Origin of the sequence: Arsukibacterium sp. UBA3155, from assembly GCA_002364615.1 — a bacterium.
Lineage (GTDB): Bacteria > Pseudomonadota > Gammaproteobacteria > Enterobacterales > Alteromonadaceae > Alishewanella.
Genome location: DEYP01000023.1, coordinates 126,311 through 146,407, shown reverse-complemented (window position 1 = coordinate 146,407; position 20,097 = coordinate 126,311). Strand labels below are relative to the sequence as shown.

Below are 20,097 nucleotides of genomic sequence, written 5' to 3'. Positions count from 1 at the left end.
AACGCTCTATTCTTTCAAGAGTTGCCTCTAAGAAATCGTCAACATACATGAGCCACATGTGGTGATCAATTCGCTGAAAAATAGCACGAGAAACCATTACCTCAAAAAACAAGCTCCCAACATAGATGGGGCTATCCCAGCGGGCGTCACTTTCAGAAAAACCTTCATTAGGCTTGTTGTAGAAGTTATCAGGTTCTCCTTGTTGCTTTATATAATCGATAACGTAATCAGCGATTGGTTTCCATATCCTAACATACTGTGCGTTTGAAATATCTGAGAGATAGAAGTTTAGTAGCTCATTACTCTCATCAAGATAGTACTCACCTGTATATGAACAATTTTGATTGTCCCGCAGCTCGCGATATAGGACGCTACCAGGGTGAGCAATTAGCGATGTAAAAAATGAAGAAATATACTCCTCGCTGTCATTAAGCCTTAATAAAGTAGCCTTGGTGGCAACCATAGGGTGAGTTTCTGCCAAAAAATCCACAAATGCTCGTGATTTCAACAGTCGCGAAACCGATTTTCTAATCAGTTCCTGTTCCTTGCAGCTATGTGGAAAAGGCCGAGCCAAAATGCGTCTAATTTTATCTACTGCGGGCTTATAAAAAGGAGCGTTAGGTTTTTCTAACGCAGAAAAAATTACCGACTTAGGCATTAACCAGTTATGAGCGCGAACATACCATTTGTCATTTTCTACAGACTTGAATAACTGGACGTGGTATTTATCAAAAACATAACCTAACTCATGAAATTTTTTGCTACGTAAATACTGCAGCGACACTCTGTCCCATCTGCCAAAACTTGATGACGGTAACTTAGAGCCAGCAACTTTTACCCCACAAAAGATCAAAACAAATATCAGACACAAAGAAACTAAAAGATCCTCACTGAATCCCCAAATCCACGGCACAGGTTCTAACAGACCAGTTTTAAGTATCACTGGCGAATAAACGACAATTAAAATTGTTAAAACAGGCAAACTAGAAAAAAATAAATATTTCTTACTAATTCTTAAAGTCAGGTCTAACCTTTTTTCCTCAGGAAGTATCGCAAACGCAGAAATTAAGATAGCCAGGATGGCCAGTAATCCATTCATTTTCTTGCACTACCTTTCATACAGAAACTTTTGAAAACCAACAAAGGTCTGGCTTAATTGTGCTGGCGTACCCAATTCCCGACCAGGGTCGCTGATGGTGTTTTATTTAAGCTCCATTAGCTTGCAAGCCCTCTGGAGGTCGAGCGTAGGCTCATGTTGGCGTGAGTGAAGCTGGTTTGCAAACGTTATATTTTAAAAACACCCAAGCGGCCACATATCTGACGGCTTGGGTGTCATCCCACCCCATTCCCATTTATCATGAAGGCGTTTCGGATAGTCAGTTGCCTTTTCTCCTAGCCTTGTTACAAAGCCGCATCCATGAATACCGAAATTGCTTTGCGCCGTGAGAGCAATTGGCTCAGCACGGGGCTACCTGATTTAAGGTGCGCAATTTAAGGACTTAATGCCCAACATTGAGCTTAAAGGTGCTCAAACCTATATTGGGTCTGATTATAATACTACCAGGCCGCCGGATACTCAATCACACCCTCAACTGGCACGCCGTGATGTATTAATGCCTGTCTTATAAGAAAAGGAAGCGTTTGGGCATCACTGGGATAGTTATTTAAACTCTCAACAGCGTAGTTATCGACAAAACGTATTAGATCGTTTGACGTTAGCGTTTCAAGAATTTTGGAACTCCAGATAGCGTCTTCAACCTGGTTCTCAATTTCTTGCTTAGAATTAGTAAACTTGATCCTACTCTGATGAACAACTAGATACTGGTCTGCTCCTTGATGATGAACAACCAACTTGTATTCAGGGATTTTTTTTACAAGTTTGCCGCTTTTATCCCTTCTTGGATCGCAAAATGCCTGTGCGAATATTACCTTACCTTCAACCCGGTAAAAGGTCTTTTCCAAAGTTTCAGTATTCAAAGACCAATACACTTTGTAGGCGTTGCGCCGCAGTTTGTGGCCATAAATATTCAGCAAAGGTAGCAATTGCTCCTCTGTTCCCTGTTTACTGCCTCTTTTCCATGCACTAACGATGGATTGCTGGGTGCGACATTTATCAGCAATCTCGAGTTGAGTCCAGCCATCGTTCAGTGCCATTTTTACCAGCTCCCTGGTCCACTTAAATGGCTTTTTTTTAGCGTTTTTACTTTTTACTGCTGAGTCCATAGCTTCCCTTTCGAAAGGGGGCCAAAGCCCCCCGTTAACGATTATTTCTTCTTACCACTATTTTGCGGGTTTTGAGGGTTCATTTGCCACCCCCTGTTTCCCTGATTTTTTGCATTAGTGGTGTTAGTGCCTGGTGTGCCTTTATTGGCGTTTGGCATATCAGCGTTGTGGTTACTTTTCTTTGTCATGGTGTTGCTCCTTGGTGGTTAATGTCAGAGTTAATGCTAACAACGGAGCAGAACTTCACAATTGATACTTCAGTGATAAACAGTGATATCTGAAGATAATTTCAAAACACCGCAACAAAAGCCATCTTATTCAGTATAAAGATGTATTGGAATAACCATTGTTCTCTTTAAATGTACACATGTTAATTCACAGCCATAAATCTGCTTGCCCCTATGTTTAATACACCGTAAATTCATTTATATAGAAAATCCAACTCCGTTTAAGAGTTATGATGCTTATCCAAATGCGCTGCACCGCACTGCGGTAAACTTAAAGCGCAAACGCTATTACAGATTTGAGATGAATTTATAGGCGACGGCCTATCAGGAAGTAAATACGAATGTTTGAACAAACCTTTAAGAATATCGACGACATACTGCATAAAGACGCTGGCTGCTCCAGTGAACTGGACTACACCGAACAAACCTCCTGGATGCTGTTTTTAAAGTATCTTGACGACCTGGAGTTTGCTAAATCGCAGGAAGCGGAATTGATGGAGCAGGAATACAGCTACATCATTGACGAAGCGCACCGCTGGAGCAAATGGGCAGCGCCTAAAAAGGCTGATGGCAGTTTTGACCATGACAACGCCTTAACCGGTGATGATCTAATGGAGTATGTTGACGGTGAGTTATTCCCTTACCTCAAAGGCTTTAAACAACGGGCCCAAAGCCCTAACACTATTGAGTACAAGATTGGTGAGATATTTGGTGAGATAAAAAACAAAATCCAGAGCGGTTACTCACTACGTGATGCGCTGGAAAAAGTGGATGAACTGCAATTTCGCTCACAAGAAGCCAAGCACGAGCTGTCGCATCTGTACGAAGTAAAAATTAAAAACATGGGTAATGCCGGGCGTAACGGTGGCGAATACTACACCCCTCGCCCCTTAATTCGCGCCATGATAGACGTGATTAAACCAAAAATTGGTGAAACCATCTACGACCCCGCAGCCGGTTCGGCCGGTTTTTTGTGTGAAGCTTTTGATTATTTGCGTCAAGGCGGCGCAGAAAAACGCCAACTTAAATCCAACGACTTAACGATACTGCAAGAAAGCACCTTCTACGCCAAAGAAAAGAAGTCGCTGGCCTATGTAATCGCTATCATGAATATGATTTTGCACGGCATAGAGGCGCCTAACGTTGTTCACACCAACACCTTGGCGGAAAACCTGCAGGACATTACCCCTAACAGGCAACACGATATCATTCTGGCAAACCCGCCTTTTGGTGGCAAAGAGCGGACAGAGGTGCAGCAAAACTTCCCGATTAAAACCGGTGAAACTGCTTATCTATTTTTGCAGCATTTTATTAAGTCACTCAAACCCGGTGGCCGCGCAGCCGTTGTGATTAAAAATACCTTTCTGTCCAATACCGATAATGCATCCATAGCTCTGCGCAAAGAGCTTTTAGAAAACTGTAACTTGCATACGATTCTTGATATGCCATCAGGCACATTCATTGGGGCAGGTGTAAAAACCGTTGTATTGTTTTTTACCAAAGGTGAACCGACACAAAATATATGGTGTTACGCGCTAAATGTTGGCCGTAATATGGGTAAAACCAACCCCCTAAATGACAATGATTTAAAAGAGTTTGTTCAACTTCAGACCGGCTTTGCTGACTCTGATAACTCTTGGTCATTAGCCATCAGCACTTTGGATAGCAGCACCTGGGATTTATCAGTTAAAAACCCTAATGCCAAAGAAGACACTTCTCTGCGTGAACCAAAAGATATCATTGAAGAGATAATCGCGTTGGATAGAGAAAGTGAGACACTGCTTGCTAATATTAAGGAGCTTTTATGAGTAAGGCCCAAACATTTTCTCTTGGCGAAGTTTGCAGTTTTTATAATGGCAAAGCACATGAAAATGCGATATCTGAATCAGGCAATATAAAGGTTATTAACTCTAAATTTGTTTCATCGGAGGGCGCATCGTATAAGTTAACTAATGAAGTTATTTTCCCTTTATACAAAGGCGATATCTGCTTAGTAATGAGTGATGTTCCAAACGGAAAGACATTGGCTAAATGCTTCTTAGTCGATAGAGACAATTCATATTCTCTAAATCAACGAATATGCGTTATACGGACGAACAATTTTGATCTTAAGTTTTTATTTTACCAATTAAATCGCCATCCATATCTATTGGCATTCAATAACGGAGAAAACCAAACAAACCTGAGAAAAGAGAATATTTTAAATTGCCCTTTATGGATGCCGTCTATTCCAGAACAAAAACGCATCGTCGCCATTCTCGACCAAGCCTTTGCCGATATTGACCAAGCGCGCGCTACCGCTGAAACCAACCTGAAAAACACCCGTGAGTTGCTTGATAGTTACTTGCAGAAGGTGTTTAGCCAGCGTGGTGAGGGGTGGAATATAGTTGAACTTGAAAAAGTATCAAACATTGTGAATGGATATGCTTTTAGCAGTAGTGATTTTTCTTCACAGCATCAAGTAAAATCTATAAAAATAACAAATGTAGGAGTCTATGAATTTATTGAAGATAGTGACAATTTTCTACCAATGGAATTCAGCAAAGAATATAGTCGTTATAGGGCAAATGAAGGTGATATAGTCATTGCACTTACTCGTACAATTATCTCTTCGGGTCTAAAAGTTGCAACTGTGCCCGCAAGTTACGATGGAGCCCTAGTAAACCAGCGAGTTGCTGTGATTCAGGCTAATGAGAAAGTAATTCCCAAGGAAATTTTACAGGCTTTCTTATCTACAAGAATTGCGACTGATTATGTCAAAAGCAATGTCAATGAGTTGATGCAACCAAATTTATCAATCAAAGATTTAAGGGCCTTTCCGATCCCTATTCCTCCGAGTGATATTGTCGAATCGATATCTAAAGATATTTATTTAATACGAGAAAGAACAAATCAACTGCTGAGTTTATATACTCGAAAGATAAAAGCTCTAGACGAGCTGAAAAAATCCATCCTTCAAAAAGCCTTTGCCGGCGAACTAACTAAAAGTGAAGGAATTGCTGCATGACATTTATCCCGACGAATAAAGCCAGCCGCAACGAAGCCGATACCCGTGCTGATTTAATTGATCCGCAGTTAAAACTTGATGGTTGGGGTCAGGCAGAGGCGAGCTTTATTCGACGGGAAGTGATTTGTCCGGGGCGTATTCTTACTGGTGGCAAACGTAGCCAACCAGTGAACAGCGATTACGTGTTGGTATATAAAGGTCGCAAACTGGCTGCAATCGAAGCAAAAAAAGAAGCGCTAAGTTACACAGAAGGTGTGCGCCAGGCGAAAGATTATGCCCAGCGCCTGCAATGCCGGTTGGCCTATGCCACTAACGGCCATGACATTTATCAGATTGATATGGTTTCTGGTGAAGAGCAATTAGTAGAGCGGTATTTATCCCCGGATGAGCTATGGTCGCTTACCTTTACCGCTCAAGATAAAACCGCACCCGATTACAAAAAGGTTTGGCGTGAGCGCTTTGCTACTATTCCGTTTGAGTTAAAAGGTGACTGGCAGCCGCGTTATTATCAGGAAAACGCCATTAATAATGCGTTGGAAGCCATTGCCGAAGGCAAGCAAAAAATACTACTTACCTTGGCTACTGGTACCGGTAAAACCTGTATTGCCTTTCAAACCGCCTGGAAGTTATTCCAAAGCCGTTGGAGCTTAACTGCGCAGAAAAACCCGGAGTTAGCCAAGCGCCGGCCGCGTATTTTGTTTTTAGCCGATCGCAACATATTAGCCAATCAGGCATTTAATGACTTTGGTCCCTTTGGTGAAGACGCCTTAGTGCGTATTAATCCGGATGAAATACGCAAAAAAGGCTCAGTGCCTAAAAATGCCAGTGTGTTTTTTACTATTTTCCAAACCTTTATGAGTGGCCCCAAAGATGCGGAAGGTAATGAAACGCCTTATTTTGGTGACTACCCGCCAGATTTCTTTGACCTGATTATTATTGACGAGTGTCACCGCGGCGGCGCAAATGATGAAGGCAACTGGCGCAACATTCTTAATCACTTCTCTCCTGCGGTACAACTGGGTTTAACCGCCACACCCAAGCGCACAGACAACGTTGATACCTACAACTACTTTGGTGAACCGGTTTACAGCTATACGCTGAAGCAAGGCATCAACGACGGCTTCTTAACCCCGTTTAAGGTTTACCCTACTGTGGGCACGATGGACGAGTATGTCTATACCCCGGGTGATGGTGTTGTCGTGCGAGGTGAGCCAGAGCCAGGCAAGTTATACAAAGAAGGTGACTTTAACCGCATTATTACTATCCCGGCGCGTGAACAAAAGCGTGTGCAGTATTGGATGGATTTATTTAAACCCCATGAAAAAACTCTGGTGTTTTGTGCCACCCAGGAACATGCCGGCATGGTGCGCGATTTCATCAACCAGTATGCAAGAAAGAAAGGCTGGACAACCAACATCAACTATTGCGTACGCGTAACAGCCAAAGACGGTGCAGCCGGTGAAAATGACCTGAAAATATTCCAAGATAACGAAAAGACCATTCCGACAGTGCTAACCACTTCGCGCAAGCTGTCTACCGGCGTGGATGCCCGCAATGTGCGGAATATCGTACTGATGCGCCCCTGTAATAACATGATCGAGTTCAAGCAAATTGTTGGCCGCGGCACGCGCATGTATGAAGGCAAAGACTACTTCACTATTTATGATTTTGTAAAAGCGCATCACAACTTTGCTGATCCAGAATGGGACGGCGAGCCGCTGCCACCAGAAAATGTGTGTGAAGTATGTGGTAACACGCCTTGCAGCTGCGAAAAAGTACCGTGTAGCATTTGTGGCTTTAGCCCATGCGGATGCCCAAAAGAGCCTTGTGCACAATGTAAAAGCGAGCCTTGTGAGTGTGAAAAGCCAGCCTGTATTGTTTGTGGTACCGCGCCATGCAGTTGTGAGCCGATCGAATGCCAGGTATGTAACAGCACACCTTGTATTTGCCAAAAAACCGAGAAAATTACCATAGAACTTAGTGATGGCAAAACCCGGCAAATAAAACATATCTCATCGGTCATGTATTGGTTTGGCGATAAACCGATTACCGCGAAAGAATTTGTTGAACGGCTGTTTTCAGACTTACCACAGTATTTCGAGAACGAAGATCAGCTACGCGAGATTTGGAGCGATCCCGCAACCAGAGAAAAGCTGCTTTATAGCCTCTCAGAAGCCGGCTACGACGAAGAAAAGCTGGATGGCATGAAAGAGCTAATCGACGCCAAAGACAGCGACGTTTACGATGTGCTGCGTTATATCGCCTATGCCAGTGAAGCCAAGAGCCGTGATCAACGTGCTGCGGTGGCCAAACCAGGAATTAAAGCCGCGTTTAGTAATGATAAACAGCAACAATTTATCGATTTCGTCCTTAGCAAGTACGTTGAAGACGGCGTAGCAGAGCTTTCCACCAGCAAAATGCGCAGCTTAATTGAACTGAAATACCATACCATTGGCGACGCAGTAAAAGAGCTGGGCACTACTGCCGCCATACGCGAGACATTTATTGGCTTTCAGCGGCATTTGTATGAAAGGTAGTAAACGCGCTCCTACACAGAGAATTTCATAGTGTCTCAGGAGGGGAAAGTGAGCTTTGCAAGACTAAGTTGGAGATCGCGCTAGGGCTGTACAGGTAATGTCTGAATTAGACTAGTGACGACTATCACCAAGACTGAGTAGCAATATGTAATCAATCATTTAAGGAAGTTAGCTTGTCCAGTGTAGTAAAAATGCAGTGGGCCTTGAATGCACAAGGTGCTTTGACAAATATTGATTCTCACGGGCTCAAAAGAGGCCTTGCTTGCGATTGTACTTGCCCTAGCTGTGGCCAATCGCTGATCGCAAGGATAGGAGATGAAAGGGCTCACCACTTTGCTCATCAGAACAGTGGTGATGCAATATGCAAGTTTGCGTTAGAGACAGAGCTTCATATCCGGGCCAAGCATTTAATTGAAGAACGATTGCAGGTTGCCCTGCCACTGCACGTGTCAAAATATGATCGCTCTGCCTTTGAGTTGTTCTCAATCACCGATGTAAAAGTTGAAAAATTCCATTTGGGAAAAAAGCCGGATTTGATCGTAAGTATGGACGGTGCACAATACCTGATTGAGATAGCGGTTACCCATTTTGCTGAAGATGAAAAAATAAAGCATTACAGGCAGCACCATTTATCTGCTGCAGAGTTTAACCTGGCTGGGCTCAGGGAATCAGATAACCTTGATGACGCATTAGCGAACGTTTTATTTAACCCGGACAGCGACTCCTCAATTTACTGGCTTTCATTGAGCCCACTTACGCCTATTGGTCAGAAAGCTATGGCAAGGCTAAGGTCCGAGGCTATTGAGATTAAAGGCGAGATAAAGAAAGCTGAAAAAACCTTGCGGGAGCTCACTGCCAACAATAGGAAACTGGAAAAATCTAATAAAGATTTGGAGAAGAGGAAGTCGGAACTCCAGAAAATAGTCGGATTAATGGACTCCCTCGCTGAGGTTCGGTTCGAAGTGGTAAATCAGCAGCAAAGATTGCATCAAATTAATGAAATGCACCGTGATCCTGACATGGTGAACACTCAGCTGCTCCGGCGTGAAAGAGAGCTGGAGCAAGCAGAGAAGAACCTCAGCGACAGACAGTTATCTTTCCTCAAGCAAGAGCGGGAATTGTCTGCATTGGACAAAAAAAACCGGAGGCACCTGGTTGAGCAAGACAAGCTTATAGAGCAGCAATGGCAAGAGCTCGTCGATTCCATTCATGCCATCGCTATTATAGACAATGATTTTCGTCATGCCGGATTGTTGCTTAGCGATGTAGAGGCAATACGTGAAAAGCTTATAAATCAGGCAACGCATGAAGAGCTTCATGAAAGAAAAATTCAAATATGTACTGAAGAGTTCAGTAAAATCAATGAAAAGAAAATGCGCCTGGAAGAAGAAATATCAGGCATTTTGAAGAATAAAGACTTTTATCAGCAAGAAATAGCAAAACTGCACCGGGAGCTAAAAGAAATCCAGTCGAGGTGATGATTTCACCTGAAACCAGAAAAGCTCAACTTATTGACGCTCATTACTGGGGTTGTGCAGCATTTCATGTCAGTGAGTAACCTAATAAAAATCAAATAGGTACGACATATCGAAGTGACATGCAAACCTGATATAACTGTTACCTGTGACAGATGAATAGAACTTAAAAAATCTTTTAAAAAGCCCGATCATCAAAGATCTAGCGCGATTTACCAATAGCAACGTAAATCGAAGATAGCAAAAAACTGGTATTAAACTGTCTTCATTTGAACTTATAATTCGTTCGTCACCACTGACCGGGACCAGGTAACTGGGGTGGTGATGCCGGAGCTACGTTCCCCCAGCCCGTGAGCGGGATAAAAAGGCTCCCCGGATATATACCAATCAAGGCATAGTTTTGATCGGCACTCAGCAAAACAGCAATCCATTGCGGGTATTTAAGGCAAGTACATGCAAAAAAAACAAACTTGTTCAGAACTGCAGCTCGAGCATAAGCTAAAAGTCATTTTTAATAACGACTCAGCTCAGATAAACGAGTGGCTCGATACGCCAATCCCCCGGTTAAACGGCCAATGCCCCCGCAGTTTGCTTGTTACAGACGAAAAACGCGAAGAACTGTTTAAAGTGCTGCAAGAGATGCAGTTTGGGGATATGGCTTAAAGTTTTGCATTCAGAGCCAATAGCGGATGTAACGTTGCAAATAACGTTTGTCGCGAATATTGTTTTCTCGCACCTTAAGACTGAATATTAAATCCTATGGTAGAGAATTACTTTTAAAGGAACAGCATGACGGAACCCCGTAAATACCTAACAGCTCACGCTCCTAAGAATATTTGGGCAGAACTTAAACTGCCAAATGAAGATGCCAGGGTTAGAGCGATGGTAAAGTCAGGTTTTAACGTTGAGTTGCTGTCCAATGTAGCGAACATTATTGGTTTAGGCCCGGCTTTAGTAGCACAGTCGCTTGGTATTACCAATACGACGCTAGCACGCCGACGAAAACATGGTCATTTCACCCGTGAAGAGAGCGATCGTATCTTTTGTCTTATCCAAGTGACAGACCGCGCAACAGATCTTTTTGAAGGTAACCGAAAATCAGCAGCCCAATGGATGCAAACATCAGTACCTGCGCTCGGGCAAAAGCAACCAATTGAAATGCTTCAAACAACCGCAGACACCATAGCCGTCTTAAATCTAATTACCCGGCTCGAGTTCGGTGTCCATTCCTAACTTAGGCAGCATATTGTTGCGTTTGGGATAAACTCTAATTCCGCTTTGAGCGTTAAGAGGAAATAACGCAGCCAACACGCGCGGCTTTGTAGTGGAGGCGAAGCCGCAACGAAAAAGCCGCCGCCGTGATTGGCTTTGTTACGTGCTAATTGGCGGTGTGTGTCCATAAGAAACTGCTAGCTTCCTTTGACTACTCGATAATGCAGGCCAAATCATATGAACTCGATCCAGAGGCATCTGTGCCAAATCTGTTTTGTACTTATCCTTTTTCAAGCTTACCTTGAAGAATGAAGGACTATGGTCAATTTTGTTGCTATTGAGGCGCCAAAACACCACGAAAGCAAACTTTGGGGTTAAGTACTTATTTTTAAGGTAAAAGTCCAGTGCGTTTGAAAGTATATCGTTATTCTCAGATGCGGCCAGCTTCCTAAGAGCTTTGATGCACGAGTCGAGCCTCATTTTCCTCTTAAGGTCTTCCAGCTTCTTAGCTGAGCCTTTTTCGTCCAACAAAGTACCGTTGTCGAACACCTGAACGTGGAACTTCAGTATACAGCTTGAACCGACCCATAAACGATGATTGGTGTGCCTGTTCTTTATCTCGAAGTGATACCGAAGTTGTTCTTGGTCACATAGCTCACAATCTTCGTCGGCTATTTCGTGGTCTTCTATGTTTTCCGTGAAGTACCACTCAATGAATGCCTCAGGAAGGGACCCAGCCACCGACAGAGGTAGTATATTATCTGCAACTCTCTGAGGATATGTACTCAATGGTTACACCTCCGTATGCCACGTATGGCTTTAATCAGCCGATGCGTTAGTGGTCGGTTGTATTATATTGTTAGTACTAAGTAGTCCGGTCAAAAGCAGAGGGCTATTCTTGTCAAAATCAACTAATGACGACCTCATTGTTTCAGCAATAGATTCTGGTAGTTTTGAAAGTACTTGCTCTCTTTTTTCACGAGGCGCGGTTAACATTAAGCTATAAATCTCAGAAGACAAAGGAACTATATAAGATGCGGTTAGTTCTTTAGTTGATTCCATTATTACTTTTTTCATGGCCTCAGTCGCTTTTCCAAGTTTTTGTTCTTGATGAGAGATTTTTGTTTCCTGCTCTTGAATTTTTTCTTTGTAATCAAGCTCTATTTCTCGCTTGATAATACTCTCCACTTTACTTACATCGAAGTTGCTCGTGTATTGTAAGGCTGTTTCAACAACTCTCTTTTGACTTTCTATAGCCTGAGCTTGATTCAAGACAACATCTTTTGTCTCATTAAGCAAATTCGATTGCTCTGAAATTCTGTCAACAAGAACTTTATTTTTATTCTTTTGATACCAAAAAAGTGCTACCAAAATTACAGTATTAATAACGGACATAAATATATCCATGTGAACTCCTTGTACTGCTAACGCTTATTCGGCGGCTCGACCCGCGCACTTAAACACGGGTTAACCTATATTTGTAAATTTAATGTACAGAACATTACACCGCATCTTTAAAAGTTACAATAACTTATGGGTACAGCTAATATTTGAGTAAGCTACAAAAAGGGCTAACTCGTCTAATAAGCATTAGCGACATCCAGATAGAAACTGGAGATAATCACAGCGCGTATAATCTGGGGCAATGCACGGAATGACCGCTATTGGCACACAGACGTCAACTTTGCTTTTTGTTAGTCATAATTAACTCCTTTTCCACGGTTAAACATCAAGCAACATGTTTGAATTCGGTTTGAACGACTGCCGGTATCTCACCTACTTTATGGGGAATAAGTAAGCACCAGGGATATCTCACTGGTTGGTGATGTTCGTATTGATAAACTGAAACACTGGGCAGATTACGCTTGTCATAGGCCTGTCCAAATCTGAAGGCAACACTGTTTTGTGAAGCCAGCACTAAATGTATGTGCTCGACCCCTTGCCCAAGCAATTTCTTGCAATACTCCAAAAACTCCCCACTCAGCCGATCTTGCTTTTCTTTCGACCAGTGGTTGTTTCTGTCAAGCAATGGCAGTGATAAGTAGTGAACCGGCAAGCCAGTGAAAACAGAAGCAATTGCCTGCCTATCAACGGGATAAGAAACTGAGATCGCGAGTACAACAGAACTACTTTTGATCAATGATGGTTCAATACTGAACTGTTCTCCGTCGTCAACGCCATCCAGTCCTCGCCAGTCCCCAACATCTCTGTCCCAGTCAAAAACAGAGATTTGGCTTTCATCATCCAGCAGGTAACCGGTATAAAACGTAAACGGAACTGGAAATACTCCACCATAGGCGATTGAAATATCAGACGCAGCTGACTGAGCCGTCTTCTCAGACAGACTCATTTTCAAGTTATTAACTCTGGCTAACGCCACATCAGGTCTAGTGATTACGTTGTCAGTAACCTTTTCCCGGATGTCATTAACAATTGATTCGACCTGCCATGAGCATTTGTTTTTTATAAACTCACTCAATGGTGAATCCGATGTATCAACCAAGCCTCGCTGTTCGATGACTATGCTTTTCTTTTTGTCGTTCCGCTTTTTTTCGTCCCGATAGCGCTGGTATTCCCAGGCCGCTCCGAACACAATCAACCCGATTTCAACGAATAAACAAATACCTATAATAAACTGCGCAGTACTTGAAGATTGATATCCCAACGACAAGGTTCTCTCTGCATCTTTGTACATAATCGATACTGCCCAACTCCCGGCCAACGTCAGAGGTAACAAGTAGACCCCGGCCCTGAAAACCTTCAATGCCGGTGAACGCTTCCTAAACAACCAATCTGCGGCTTTTTCAATAAAATAACTGATAGCTATTTTCATCTTCCGCTCTCTTCAATCACATCATGTTCAACACCACCGCCGTCCCATTCACCGCTGGATAACCAAAACTCAAAGTACACTAACCACATCGAAGCCCACGGCAGAATCGTGTTTGCCAAGAACATGGTTGGTTGCCATTCGCTGACTTTGTTTTTTTGTTTGACCACAGGTAAGTAGAGACAGAGTTGAGTGCCCCTAATACCTGTCTGATTCCGATAGATATGAGGTATTTTTCGGCCTTGAGCCAAGGTTGATAAATCAGGATCTATAACGACGCATACGGGAGGATGGCTGAGGGTATACCGGATAACTACTCGGTACTCCCTAGAAAATGACAATGGCTGAAGCATGCCCTCCCATTGCACCGTTTTGTCATTATCGGAAATTACAACTGTTCCGGGGCAAAACTGCTTCAGAGCCAAGTATTGTTCGCGTATACCAATTATTGGCTGCTCCAATCGCCTTAAAAACGAAGGATCAGTCCCCATAGAACTGATTCCTTTTAACCGGCACGACTGGAGTAACAACTCGCGAAGCTGCATGTGTCTTCCCAGCGATGGCTGCTGTTATCGCTCCTGTACCCAGCGCAACGCTCAGATTTCCATTGTCTCTATTCGCATTAACAGCTTTGATAATTTGGTCTTTGGCCGCAAGTACCGGCCTTTGTCCAAATGCACCGGACAGTGCCGCGAAAACGTTATCCATACCTTGGTTGTTTGCACCCGCCAGACGCTCAAACGTATCGACTGCGGCCTGGTGCCAAGTATAAAATGCCTTCCGGTATTTTTGTCCCTCTAGCCTTTCGACACGATTCCATTTTTCAGCGTAATTTTCCGGTCTCATTGTGGGGTTTGTAATAAGGATCTCATCAAAATTGCTCTCAATATGTAGAGGCATCAGTTCGATAACGTCCAGGATTAAGTCAAACTCGTTGTCGTATTCTTTTCCAGACTTCACGACTTCGACATAAGCTAAACTGGCTAACATCGTGATTATCACAGAGATTGGTCTGAAATCAGCGTGAAGATTTCCGTCCTGCTGAGACCAAACGTCTCGATGGCGTTTCAAAATTTGAATAATCCGATTAAGCGGCTTCTTCTTTGACTGATCAGGTAATTCCGTAACGGATTTATTCAAAGCCTCAAGAAACACGTGCCTTCTGCGTATTACCGGCAGCATGGAACAGGCTTCATCAAACCCTTGAGCCATCCCTTCCGGGTTGGACTCTTTGAAGCCAGTATGCTTATCAACAATCCACAAAGGATGGCCTTGCAAGCTCGGTAGGTTATATTCCTTCGCAGGCGTAATGTCTAAGTGGTAATCGCCCTTGTAGTTAATCCGCAGACCCCTTGGCAGATCTTCCACTAGGTCTTTGTATACATCCTTATCCAATAGATGTTGCTTAACCACTTCAACAATTTCGTCTCGTGTCGCGTAACTTGCATGTGGCAAAAACAGAATTAGATCTACGTCAAACTCTTCCTGAGATAGCGGCTTATTTGTCGTTCGCAACCTCATGGATCCCTGAGGGTATATCTGAACATCTTTCAGTAGGGGATGGTCGCAGCTCGCCAGATAATTACCAACAGCTTTATAGGCTGTCTCAATTCGCTCTCTCTGTGTTTTATTCAGGTCGAGATTGTCAAACACCGAGTCCAACATCTCCACCAACATGGATTTTTTGTGCTCGCTTAGAGCACGGGCATTAGTAAATAGCGTGGTCATGGCCTACCTCCATCAAAGTTTTCCAAGCAAAGGAAGGCCTTTTGGTGTTGATGCATCACATATTAAGTGACTTAGGTAAGCTACCCCACCTATCAACATTAACCCCCTGATAAGTTTTTCGGACGGCTCTTCTGGCGACCACCAATAAGCTTTCAGCAATCCAGCGGAAAGTAACGTCAGTACGGTCACACCATGAAGAAACTGTCTGTGATTAGAATGAAATGCAGGCTCTAAAATGTCTGGCAATTTTCCCATGACGGCTCCAACAACAGGAACAATGGCAATATGATGGCTAACTGGGTGCTTATTCTTATCAAGTAAAGCGGCAGTTACGCTCACTCCCCCACCAAGCAACATGTGCGTCTTTGCGTTTGGCATATGTTTTTATCCTTATTAATTCGGTAACATCTAAATTTTCAGTTCTGTCCTATGTATTAAGGCGGAACGCTGGTCAGAAACTGGACATTGTTCAGAAAATTATTTTTATCCAAATTAATGGGTAAAATCCAAACGTGCAGTTTTGCCCTACATCTAATAAGGCAGAACTCAGCTTTAAAACTGGATAATGTCCAGAAATTTATTTTTGTCCGTCTTAGGGAGTAGCAAATGAAGGACTACGACTACTACACGGTCGATGAGATTTTGCAGGCGCTGGAGTCAAATACTGATGAGGTACTTACAAGAATGACAATATTTTCTAAGTGCCTCATAAGAAAAGCAGGACTGACAGTTGAAGCTGAAGAAGTATTCAACGAAGCATTAGTACGCATTCTCGACGACACAAGGCATGTGCCGAAAGATATCCCTCTTACAGTCACAATTGCTAATGTGATTCGGAGTATCTGCAACGGAATGGCTGAACGAAATCAAGAAAAGATTTTCAAACACTCAGAATCAATTGATGGTTACAGCGAAACAATTGCCGATATCACTGATGATAATGAAGACGATACCGACCCAAGATGGGGAATTTTGATGAGTATCTTTAGTCAGGATGATGGTGCTATGAGGTTTTTGGCCGCTACACAAGAAGGCCAGAATAAATCGGAAATCGTGAAGTCAGTCTTTGCCGGTGATGAAACTGCCTACGACACGACTCGTAGGCGTATTGTAAGGAATGGACAAAAGTACCTAAAGGAGGCTGGATGATGGCTAACAAAGAGATGAACAATTTACTCGACGATATCATGATCGAGCATATTGCCAACGCTCACGTTAGTGAGCTTATGGCTGAATACAAGCTAACTTCTGATGAAATTAAGACGACTCAAGCGCGTTTGCTGCATCGTGTGAAAGAGTGCAAACAGCAAAACAAAAAAGCGAGACTTACGGAAGCCAGAGCAAAGTTAGAAGCTGAAAAGAAAAAACATGAAACAGTCGATGTAATGGGCTATTTGGCGAAAAAAGGAAAAGATGCTAAGGAGGTTCTTATTGAACTTTTAATGCAACAAAAATTGCCTGAAAACCTTACATTGGCATTTCGAGAAGGCAAAGAATTCAAAGATGAAGATGCAAATCAAATCGTTGCAAACTTGATAGCTATGGGAGTGATTAAAGTTGACGATAAAGGCGATTAAGGATTTTGTCGAATCGTTATACATAGACGAATTTGCTATTTCAGAGCCAAAAGAAATAGATATTGAAGCAATAGCATATGAACATCAGGCAATTGTATTAGAAAGACCTCTGAATGGTTGCGAGGCAATGATCATTGGCGCTGGAGACAAAGCGACTATCACTGTCAATTCAGCCAGCGATACACCGAGAAAACGATTTTCTGTTGGACATGAGCTCGGCCATTGGTTCAAAGACCGTGGGAAAGTCGGCAACTTGTGCTCACACAGTGATATGGAAAATCCTAGCGGTGTATCTAAGCATCGTGAAAACATTGCAAATAGCTATGCGTCTGAACTACTTGTGCCTAGTTACTTGTTAAAAGATCATTTGGCTGGTAGTCGCCTTGACTTAGACTTAATGAGTTCAGTTAAGTCAGCCTTCGACACAAGCTTCATGATGACCATGCGTCGTGTTATTACCAGCGATCATCACATGGGCCACTTTGTTATCTATCGTAAAGATGGAAGCAGGTATCTGTTCCACAAAAATAGTACTTTGCCTGGAAGCTTCTTTCCTACCAATACCGCGCCAGAAGGATCGAAGATTCATGATTTGATATTAAATGGTATTAAATCTAGCGCTGGTGAAGTAGATGGCAGCGTGTGGTGCAGAGAAGATTGGGCGGATGATGCAACAGTTCATGAACACGCCTTCCAGTACCATGACGACATGTTTATAAGTTTGGTTTGGTGGGAAGATGAAGAGCCTATTTGGCAGTGTATCAATAGCAAGGAGGGTATTTAAATGGACGTTATTAGTAGTGTCACTCACCGTTGATATCTAGTTCTTTGAAGCTAATGACTTCGGAGCCATCATCAGTCAACTCGAAATACGTATCTTGGAAGTTTAATTCTTCAATGTATGCTTTAGCTTTTAGCCCGCCATCGTAGTCGAGAATAAGATGAGCAAAATATTTTTCTTTGTGCTTTAAGGTGACCTCATTATTCAAGACAAATACGTACTTTTTTTCCTCTGCGTCCCAAGGTGAGCGGTCATAATCTGATACTAAATAATCTGCTGTAACCACTACCTCAAACTCAACTTCGTACTCAGCCCACTCGGCGTCAACATTTAGTAAATTTTTCTTTTCAACATTCACATAGTTAATTTCTATAGAGTTGATAATCTCATCATAAAGATCTGCTTTTTCATAATTAAACTCTCCTTCCTGGAGAGCTTGAAGAGCGACAGCTTTAATCTGATCTAGGAGCTGTTCGAAAACTTCATCAGCGAATTTTGCTGGCTCTTCGTATACATTGTCGCTTCGAACAATCAAGTCAATTAGGTCATCGACGTTTTCAATATGAATGAAGTTATCTTCTTGCTCACAGATTGATCTCATATCGCCATCATCACTAACGATGTAGGCAGAATGCCCTCTCGCCAAACTCACCTGTTTAATAGCTTCCAGCGCGAATGCATCAGGAAACTCGTGCTTTTTTGATTCTTTGCCAAAGGGAGGACGGTTGTTGAAATAAGCATCGAATACAACTTGAGGGTTAACAGTACTTACATCAACAGTTTCCACGTATCCGTTTTCGACGAAATCATCAAATTTTTCACTGATAACTGCGTAAATATCATCACTTGTAACCTTTGTGAAAATGCCATAGCAATCAAGGTCGGGTGTATTTCTTAGGAACATAGCATCTTTTTGAATCTTCTTTATTAGAAAAGCTGCTTCTTCAGATTTGCGTTTGAGATGGGCGTCAATCTCTTTCTTTGTCACATCAGTAATAAGCAAATGGATTTTCTTATCTTCAATTAGTTCTTGCAGACGACCAAGAGAGTGTTGCCCAAATTGATAGTTTTTCTTTTCAAAAGCGTTTGTATCGATAAACACTAGCCTTGTTTGCAATTCCATAATCAATGCCTTGAACACATGGTGTAAGTTTTGCCACAAGAATAATGGCATAACCAATTTGTTAGCCAGCCAGAGTCATATTTATTACAAAAAATCCGGCAAGTTACGAGTTCATACCAATGTCTGCTTGTGCCACTAAGCAACCCAACGTTGCCAGATTGACGTCAGTACAGAGCGAAAAACGGACATTACCACATCAAGCAGGAGTTCAGCTTTGCGGTATCCCTTGGCCTGACTTGTTATAGATTTCAATTTCACTTTCTATAACTTTGGTTTTTATAAGAAATTTTATCAACGAATATCTAACTATCCTTTCCAGACCGATAAATGTTGGTGACCGCTTAATAGATTTCTGCATGTCTTTGTCGCCTATAACAGGGTCCCCATGTATTACCTCTTGGTTATCATTTAGATAATTCACTGCCATCCAAGATGAAGGAAGCTTTCCAGCGTGAACGTATTTGCTTCGTAAATTATATGCAGCCTTTAATCTCTGTTTTATATCTAACTCAGTAAGTTTTTCGAAATCGTTAACAGCTTCTGATCTGCTGAAGAAATCTTTATCTAAACAATCAAGAATGCACTTACAAAACGCTTCAGATATCCCCGTTAACTTCGGCGCAACTTGCTTGTGTAATTTTCTCCCAAGTTCACCTAGCTCGTTAAGATCAATTAGTAGCTTTTTAGCGCTCTGATCGAGCAAATCTTCCACTGGATATTCAAAGTATGATGCTATAATTTCGCCTGCTGTAATTAAGCTGAGGAAAGCTACTTCAGGACTTTCCTCAACAACCCTAATTGCTTGGATATAAAAGCGCCCTGCATACCAAAATGTCGATTGAGCATCAGTGGTTTCAGAGTCATGCTGAAAAAGAACGTTCTCAATAAGCCTAACATTTTCTAAATTAAGCTCAATCTTATAATCCACTCTTTCAGCAGTACTATTAAAAGACAGGTTTGTATTACAGATCTGATGGCTTGATTCAATGAGTGGAATATAAGGCCAACCATGTTGTTGTATTAGCCCATGAAAGTCGAACCGCTTTCCATATAATACAGATAAAGCTATACAGAAATTTTCACCAATTTGACTGTAATCTGGAATTACAATTGTTTCTTTTTTGCATTCAGGCGTTTCTACAGTTATTTCTATATATTCTCTGTATATTCTTTCGTCAGTCCGAGGAGCGTATCGACTAACTCGCATGTTTTGGTTTGCTCTAACTAGTCGAAAAATATCATTCTCATATTCCCCAACAAAGTGAGAGGGTGTCGATATTAATAATTTAGTGATATCTGTTCTATTTTTAGGTAAAGTCATCGCACCTTCCTTAGTTATAACGCCGCATTCAACGGCCTGTCTGTTGGAATGCTTTG

General features: G+C 42.3%; 20 protein-coding genes. 9 read left to right on the top strand and 11 right to left on the bottom strand.

All coding sequences use genetic code 11. From position 1 onward, the window contains the following. The 3 genes from B2X65_RS11275 to B2X65_RS11265 all read right to left on the bottom strand — a co-directional run. Positions 1-1,099: hypothetical protein (locus tag B2X65_RS11275; RefSeq protein WP_290612630.1), on the bottom strand; the 1,099-nt coding region annotated here is incomplete at its 3' end. A gap of 458 nt (positions 1,100-1,557) precedes the next feature. Next, complete coding sequence (locus tag B2X65_RS11270) at positions 1,558-2,223, bottom strand: hypothetical protein (protein ID WP_290612629.1); 666 nt, start codon at positions 2,221-2,223, stop codon at positions 1,558-1,560. Positions 2,224-2,264: 41 nt separating this feature from the next. Next, complete coding sequence (locus B2X65_RS11265; protein ID WP_290612628.1) at positions 2,265-2,411, bottom strand: hypothetical protein; 147 nt, start codon at positions 2,409-2,411, stop codon at positions 2,265-2,267. A gap of 380 nt (positions 2,412-2,791) precedes the next feature. Between B2X65_RS11265 and B2X65_RS11260 the strand changes: the two genes are divergently transcribed. From B2X65_RS11260 to parS, 6 genes are all read left to right on the top strand, one after another. After that, positions 2,792-4,258: an N-6 DNA methylase gene (locus tag B2X65_RS11260; protein ID WP_290612627.1), complete on the top strand. Its 1,467-nt coding sequence runs from the start codon at positions 2,792-2,794 to the stop codon at positions 4,256-4,258. Beyond that, positions 4,255-5,457, top strand: coding sequence for a restriction endonuclease subunit S (locus tag B2X65_RS11255; protein WP_290612626.1), 1,203 nt, complete (start codon positions 4,255-4,257; stop codon positions 5,455-5,457). Before B2X65_RS11260 ends, B2X65_RS11255 begins: the two co-directional genes overlap by 4 nt. Beyond that, positions 5,454-7,994, top strand: a complete 2,541-nt coding sequence (gene hsdR, locus B2X65_RS11250; RefSeq protein ID WP_290612625.1) for an EcoAI/FtnUII family type I restriction enzme subunit R — start codon at positions 5,454-5,456, stop codon at positions 7,992-7,994. The genes B2X65_RS11255 and hsdR overlap by 4 nt, the downstream gene beginning before the upstream one ends. A 173-nt stretch (positions 7,995-8,167) precedes the next feature. Next, positions 8,168-9,472, top strand: coding sequence for a competence protein CoiA family protein (locus B2X65_RS11245; RefSeq protein WP_290612624.1), 1,305 nt, complete (start codon positions 8,168-8,170; stop codon positions 9,470-9,472). 450 nt (positions 9,473-9,922) lie between these two features. Beyond that, positions 9,923-10,132, top strand: a complete 210-nt coding sequence (locus B2X65_RS11240; RefSeq protein ID WP_290612623.1) for an antitoxin Xre/MbcA/ParS toxin-binding domain-containing protein — start codon at positions 9,923-9,925, stop codon at positions 10,130-10,132. Positions 10,133-10,258: 126 nt separating this feature from the next. Further along, the gene (parS, locus tag B2X65_RS11235) at positions 10,259-10,702 is read left to right on the top strand and encodes a type II toxin-antitoxin system Xre/ParS family antitoxin (protein WP_290612622.1); all 444 of its coding nucleotides are present in this window, start codon (positions 10,259-10,261) and stop codon (positions 10,700-10,702) included. Between the two features lie 138 nt (positions 10,703-10,840). On the opposite strand, the gene B2X65_RS11230 is transcribed toward parS, so the two are convergent. The 6 genes from B2X65_RS11230 to B2X65_RS11205 all read right to left on the bottom strand — a co-directional run bounded on the left by B2X65_RS11230 (position 10,841) and on the right by B2X65_RS11205 (position 15,617). Further along, positions 10,841-11,470, bottom strand: coding sequence for a hypothetical protein (locus tag B2X65_RS11230; protein ID WP_290612621.1), 630 nt, complete (start codon positions 11,468-11,470; stop codon positions 10,841-10,843). 30 nt (positions 11,471-11,500) lie between these two features. After that, positions 11,501-12,088 carry a hypothetical protein gene (locus tag B2X65_RS11225; RefSeq protein WP_290612620.1) on the bottom strand — a complete coding sequence of 196 codons (588 nt, stop codon included), beginning with the start codon at positions 12,086-12,088 and terminating at the stop codon, positions 11,501-11,503. Between the two features lie 322 nt (positions 12,089-12,410). After that, the gene (locus tag B2X65_RS11220; protein WP_290612619.1) at positions 12,411-13,514 is read right to left on the bottom strand and encodes an SAVED domain-containing protein; all 1,104 of its coding nucleotides are present in this window, start codon (positions 13,512-13,514) and stop codon (positions 12,411-12,413) included. Beyond that, positions 13,511-14,002 carry a hypothetical protein gene (locus B2X65_RS11215; protein ID WP_290612618.1) on the bottom strand — a complete coding sequence of 164 codons (492 nt, stop codon included), beginning with the start codon at positions 14,000-14,002 and terminating at the stop codon, positions 13,511-13,513. Before B2X65_RS11215 ends, B2X65_RS11220 begins: the two co-directional genes overlap by 4 nt. After that, entirely contained in the window at positions 13,992-15,239 is a 1,248-nt protein-coding gene (locus B2X65_RS11210; protein ID WP_290612617.1) for a nucleotidyltransferase domain-containing protein, read from the bottom strand. Before B2X65_RS11210 ends, B2X65_RS11215 begins: the two co-directional genes overlap by 11 nt. Before the next feature lie 12 nt (positions 15,240-15,251). After that, on the bottom strand, positions 15,252-15,617 hold the full coding sequence (locus tag B2X65_RS11205; RefSeq protein WP_290612616.1) for a metal-dependent hydrolase: 366 nt from the start codon (positions 15,615-15,617) through the stop codon (positions 15,252-15,254). A gap of 228 nt (positions 15,618-15,845) precedes the next feature. Here B2X65_RS11205 and B2X65_RS11200 point away from each other — a divergent pair, with 228 nt between their 5' ends. The 3 genes from B2X65_RS11200 to B2X65_RS11190 are packed head-to-tail and all read left to right on the top strand — an operon-like array spanning position 15,846 to position 17,600. Further along, the gene (locus B2X65_RS11200; RefSeq protein WP_290612615.1) at positions 15,846-16,388 is read left to right on the top strand and encodes a hypothetical protein; all 543 of its coding nucleotides are present in this window, start codon (positions 15,846-15,848) and stop codon (positions 16,386-16,388) included. Then, positions 16,385-16,816 carry a hypothetical protein gene (locus tag B2X65_RS11195; protein WP_290612614.1) on the top strand — a complete coding sequence of 144 codons (432 nt, stop codon included), beginning with the start codon at positions 16,385-16,387 and terminating at the stop codon, positions 16,814-16,816. Before B2X65_RS11200 ends, B2X65_RS11195 begins: the two co-directional genes overlap by 4 nt. Then, complete coding sequence (locus B2X65_RS11190) at positions 16,797-17,600, top strand: ImmA/IrrE family metallo-endopeptidase (protein WP_290612613.1); 804 nt, start codon at positions 16,797-16,799, stop codon at positions 17,598-17,600. The genes B2X65_RS11195 and B2X65_RS11190 overlap by 20 nt, the downstream gene beginning before the upstream one ends. A 19-nt stretch (positions 17,601-17,619) precedes the next feature. Here the strand turns inward: B2X65_RS11190 and B2X65_RS11185 are convergent, their stop codons facing one another. Together B2X65_RS11185 and B2X65_RS11180 are read right to left on the bottom strand one after the other, a co-directional pair. Then, a complete protein-coding gene (locus B2X65_RS11185; RefSeq protein WP_290612612.1) occupies positions 17,620-18,720 on the bottom strand; it encodes a PIN domain-containing protein in 1,101 nt (366 codons plus the stop codon). Between the two features lie 208 nt (positions 18,721-18,928). Continuing rightward, positions 18,929-20,041 carry a HEPN domain-containing protein gene (locus tag B2X65_RS11180; protein ID WP_290612611.1) on the bottom strand — a complete coding sequence of 371 codons (1,113 nt, stop codon included), beginning with the start codon at positions 20,039-20,041 and terminating at the stop codon, positions 18,929-18,931. Between the last annotated feature and the right edge of the window lie 56 nt (positions 20,042-20,097).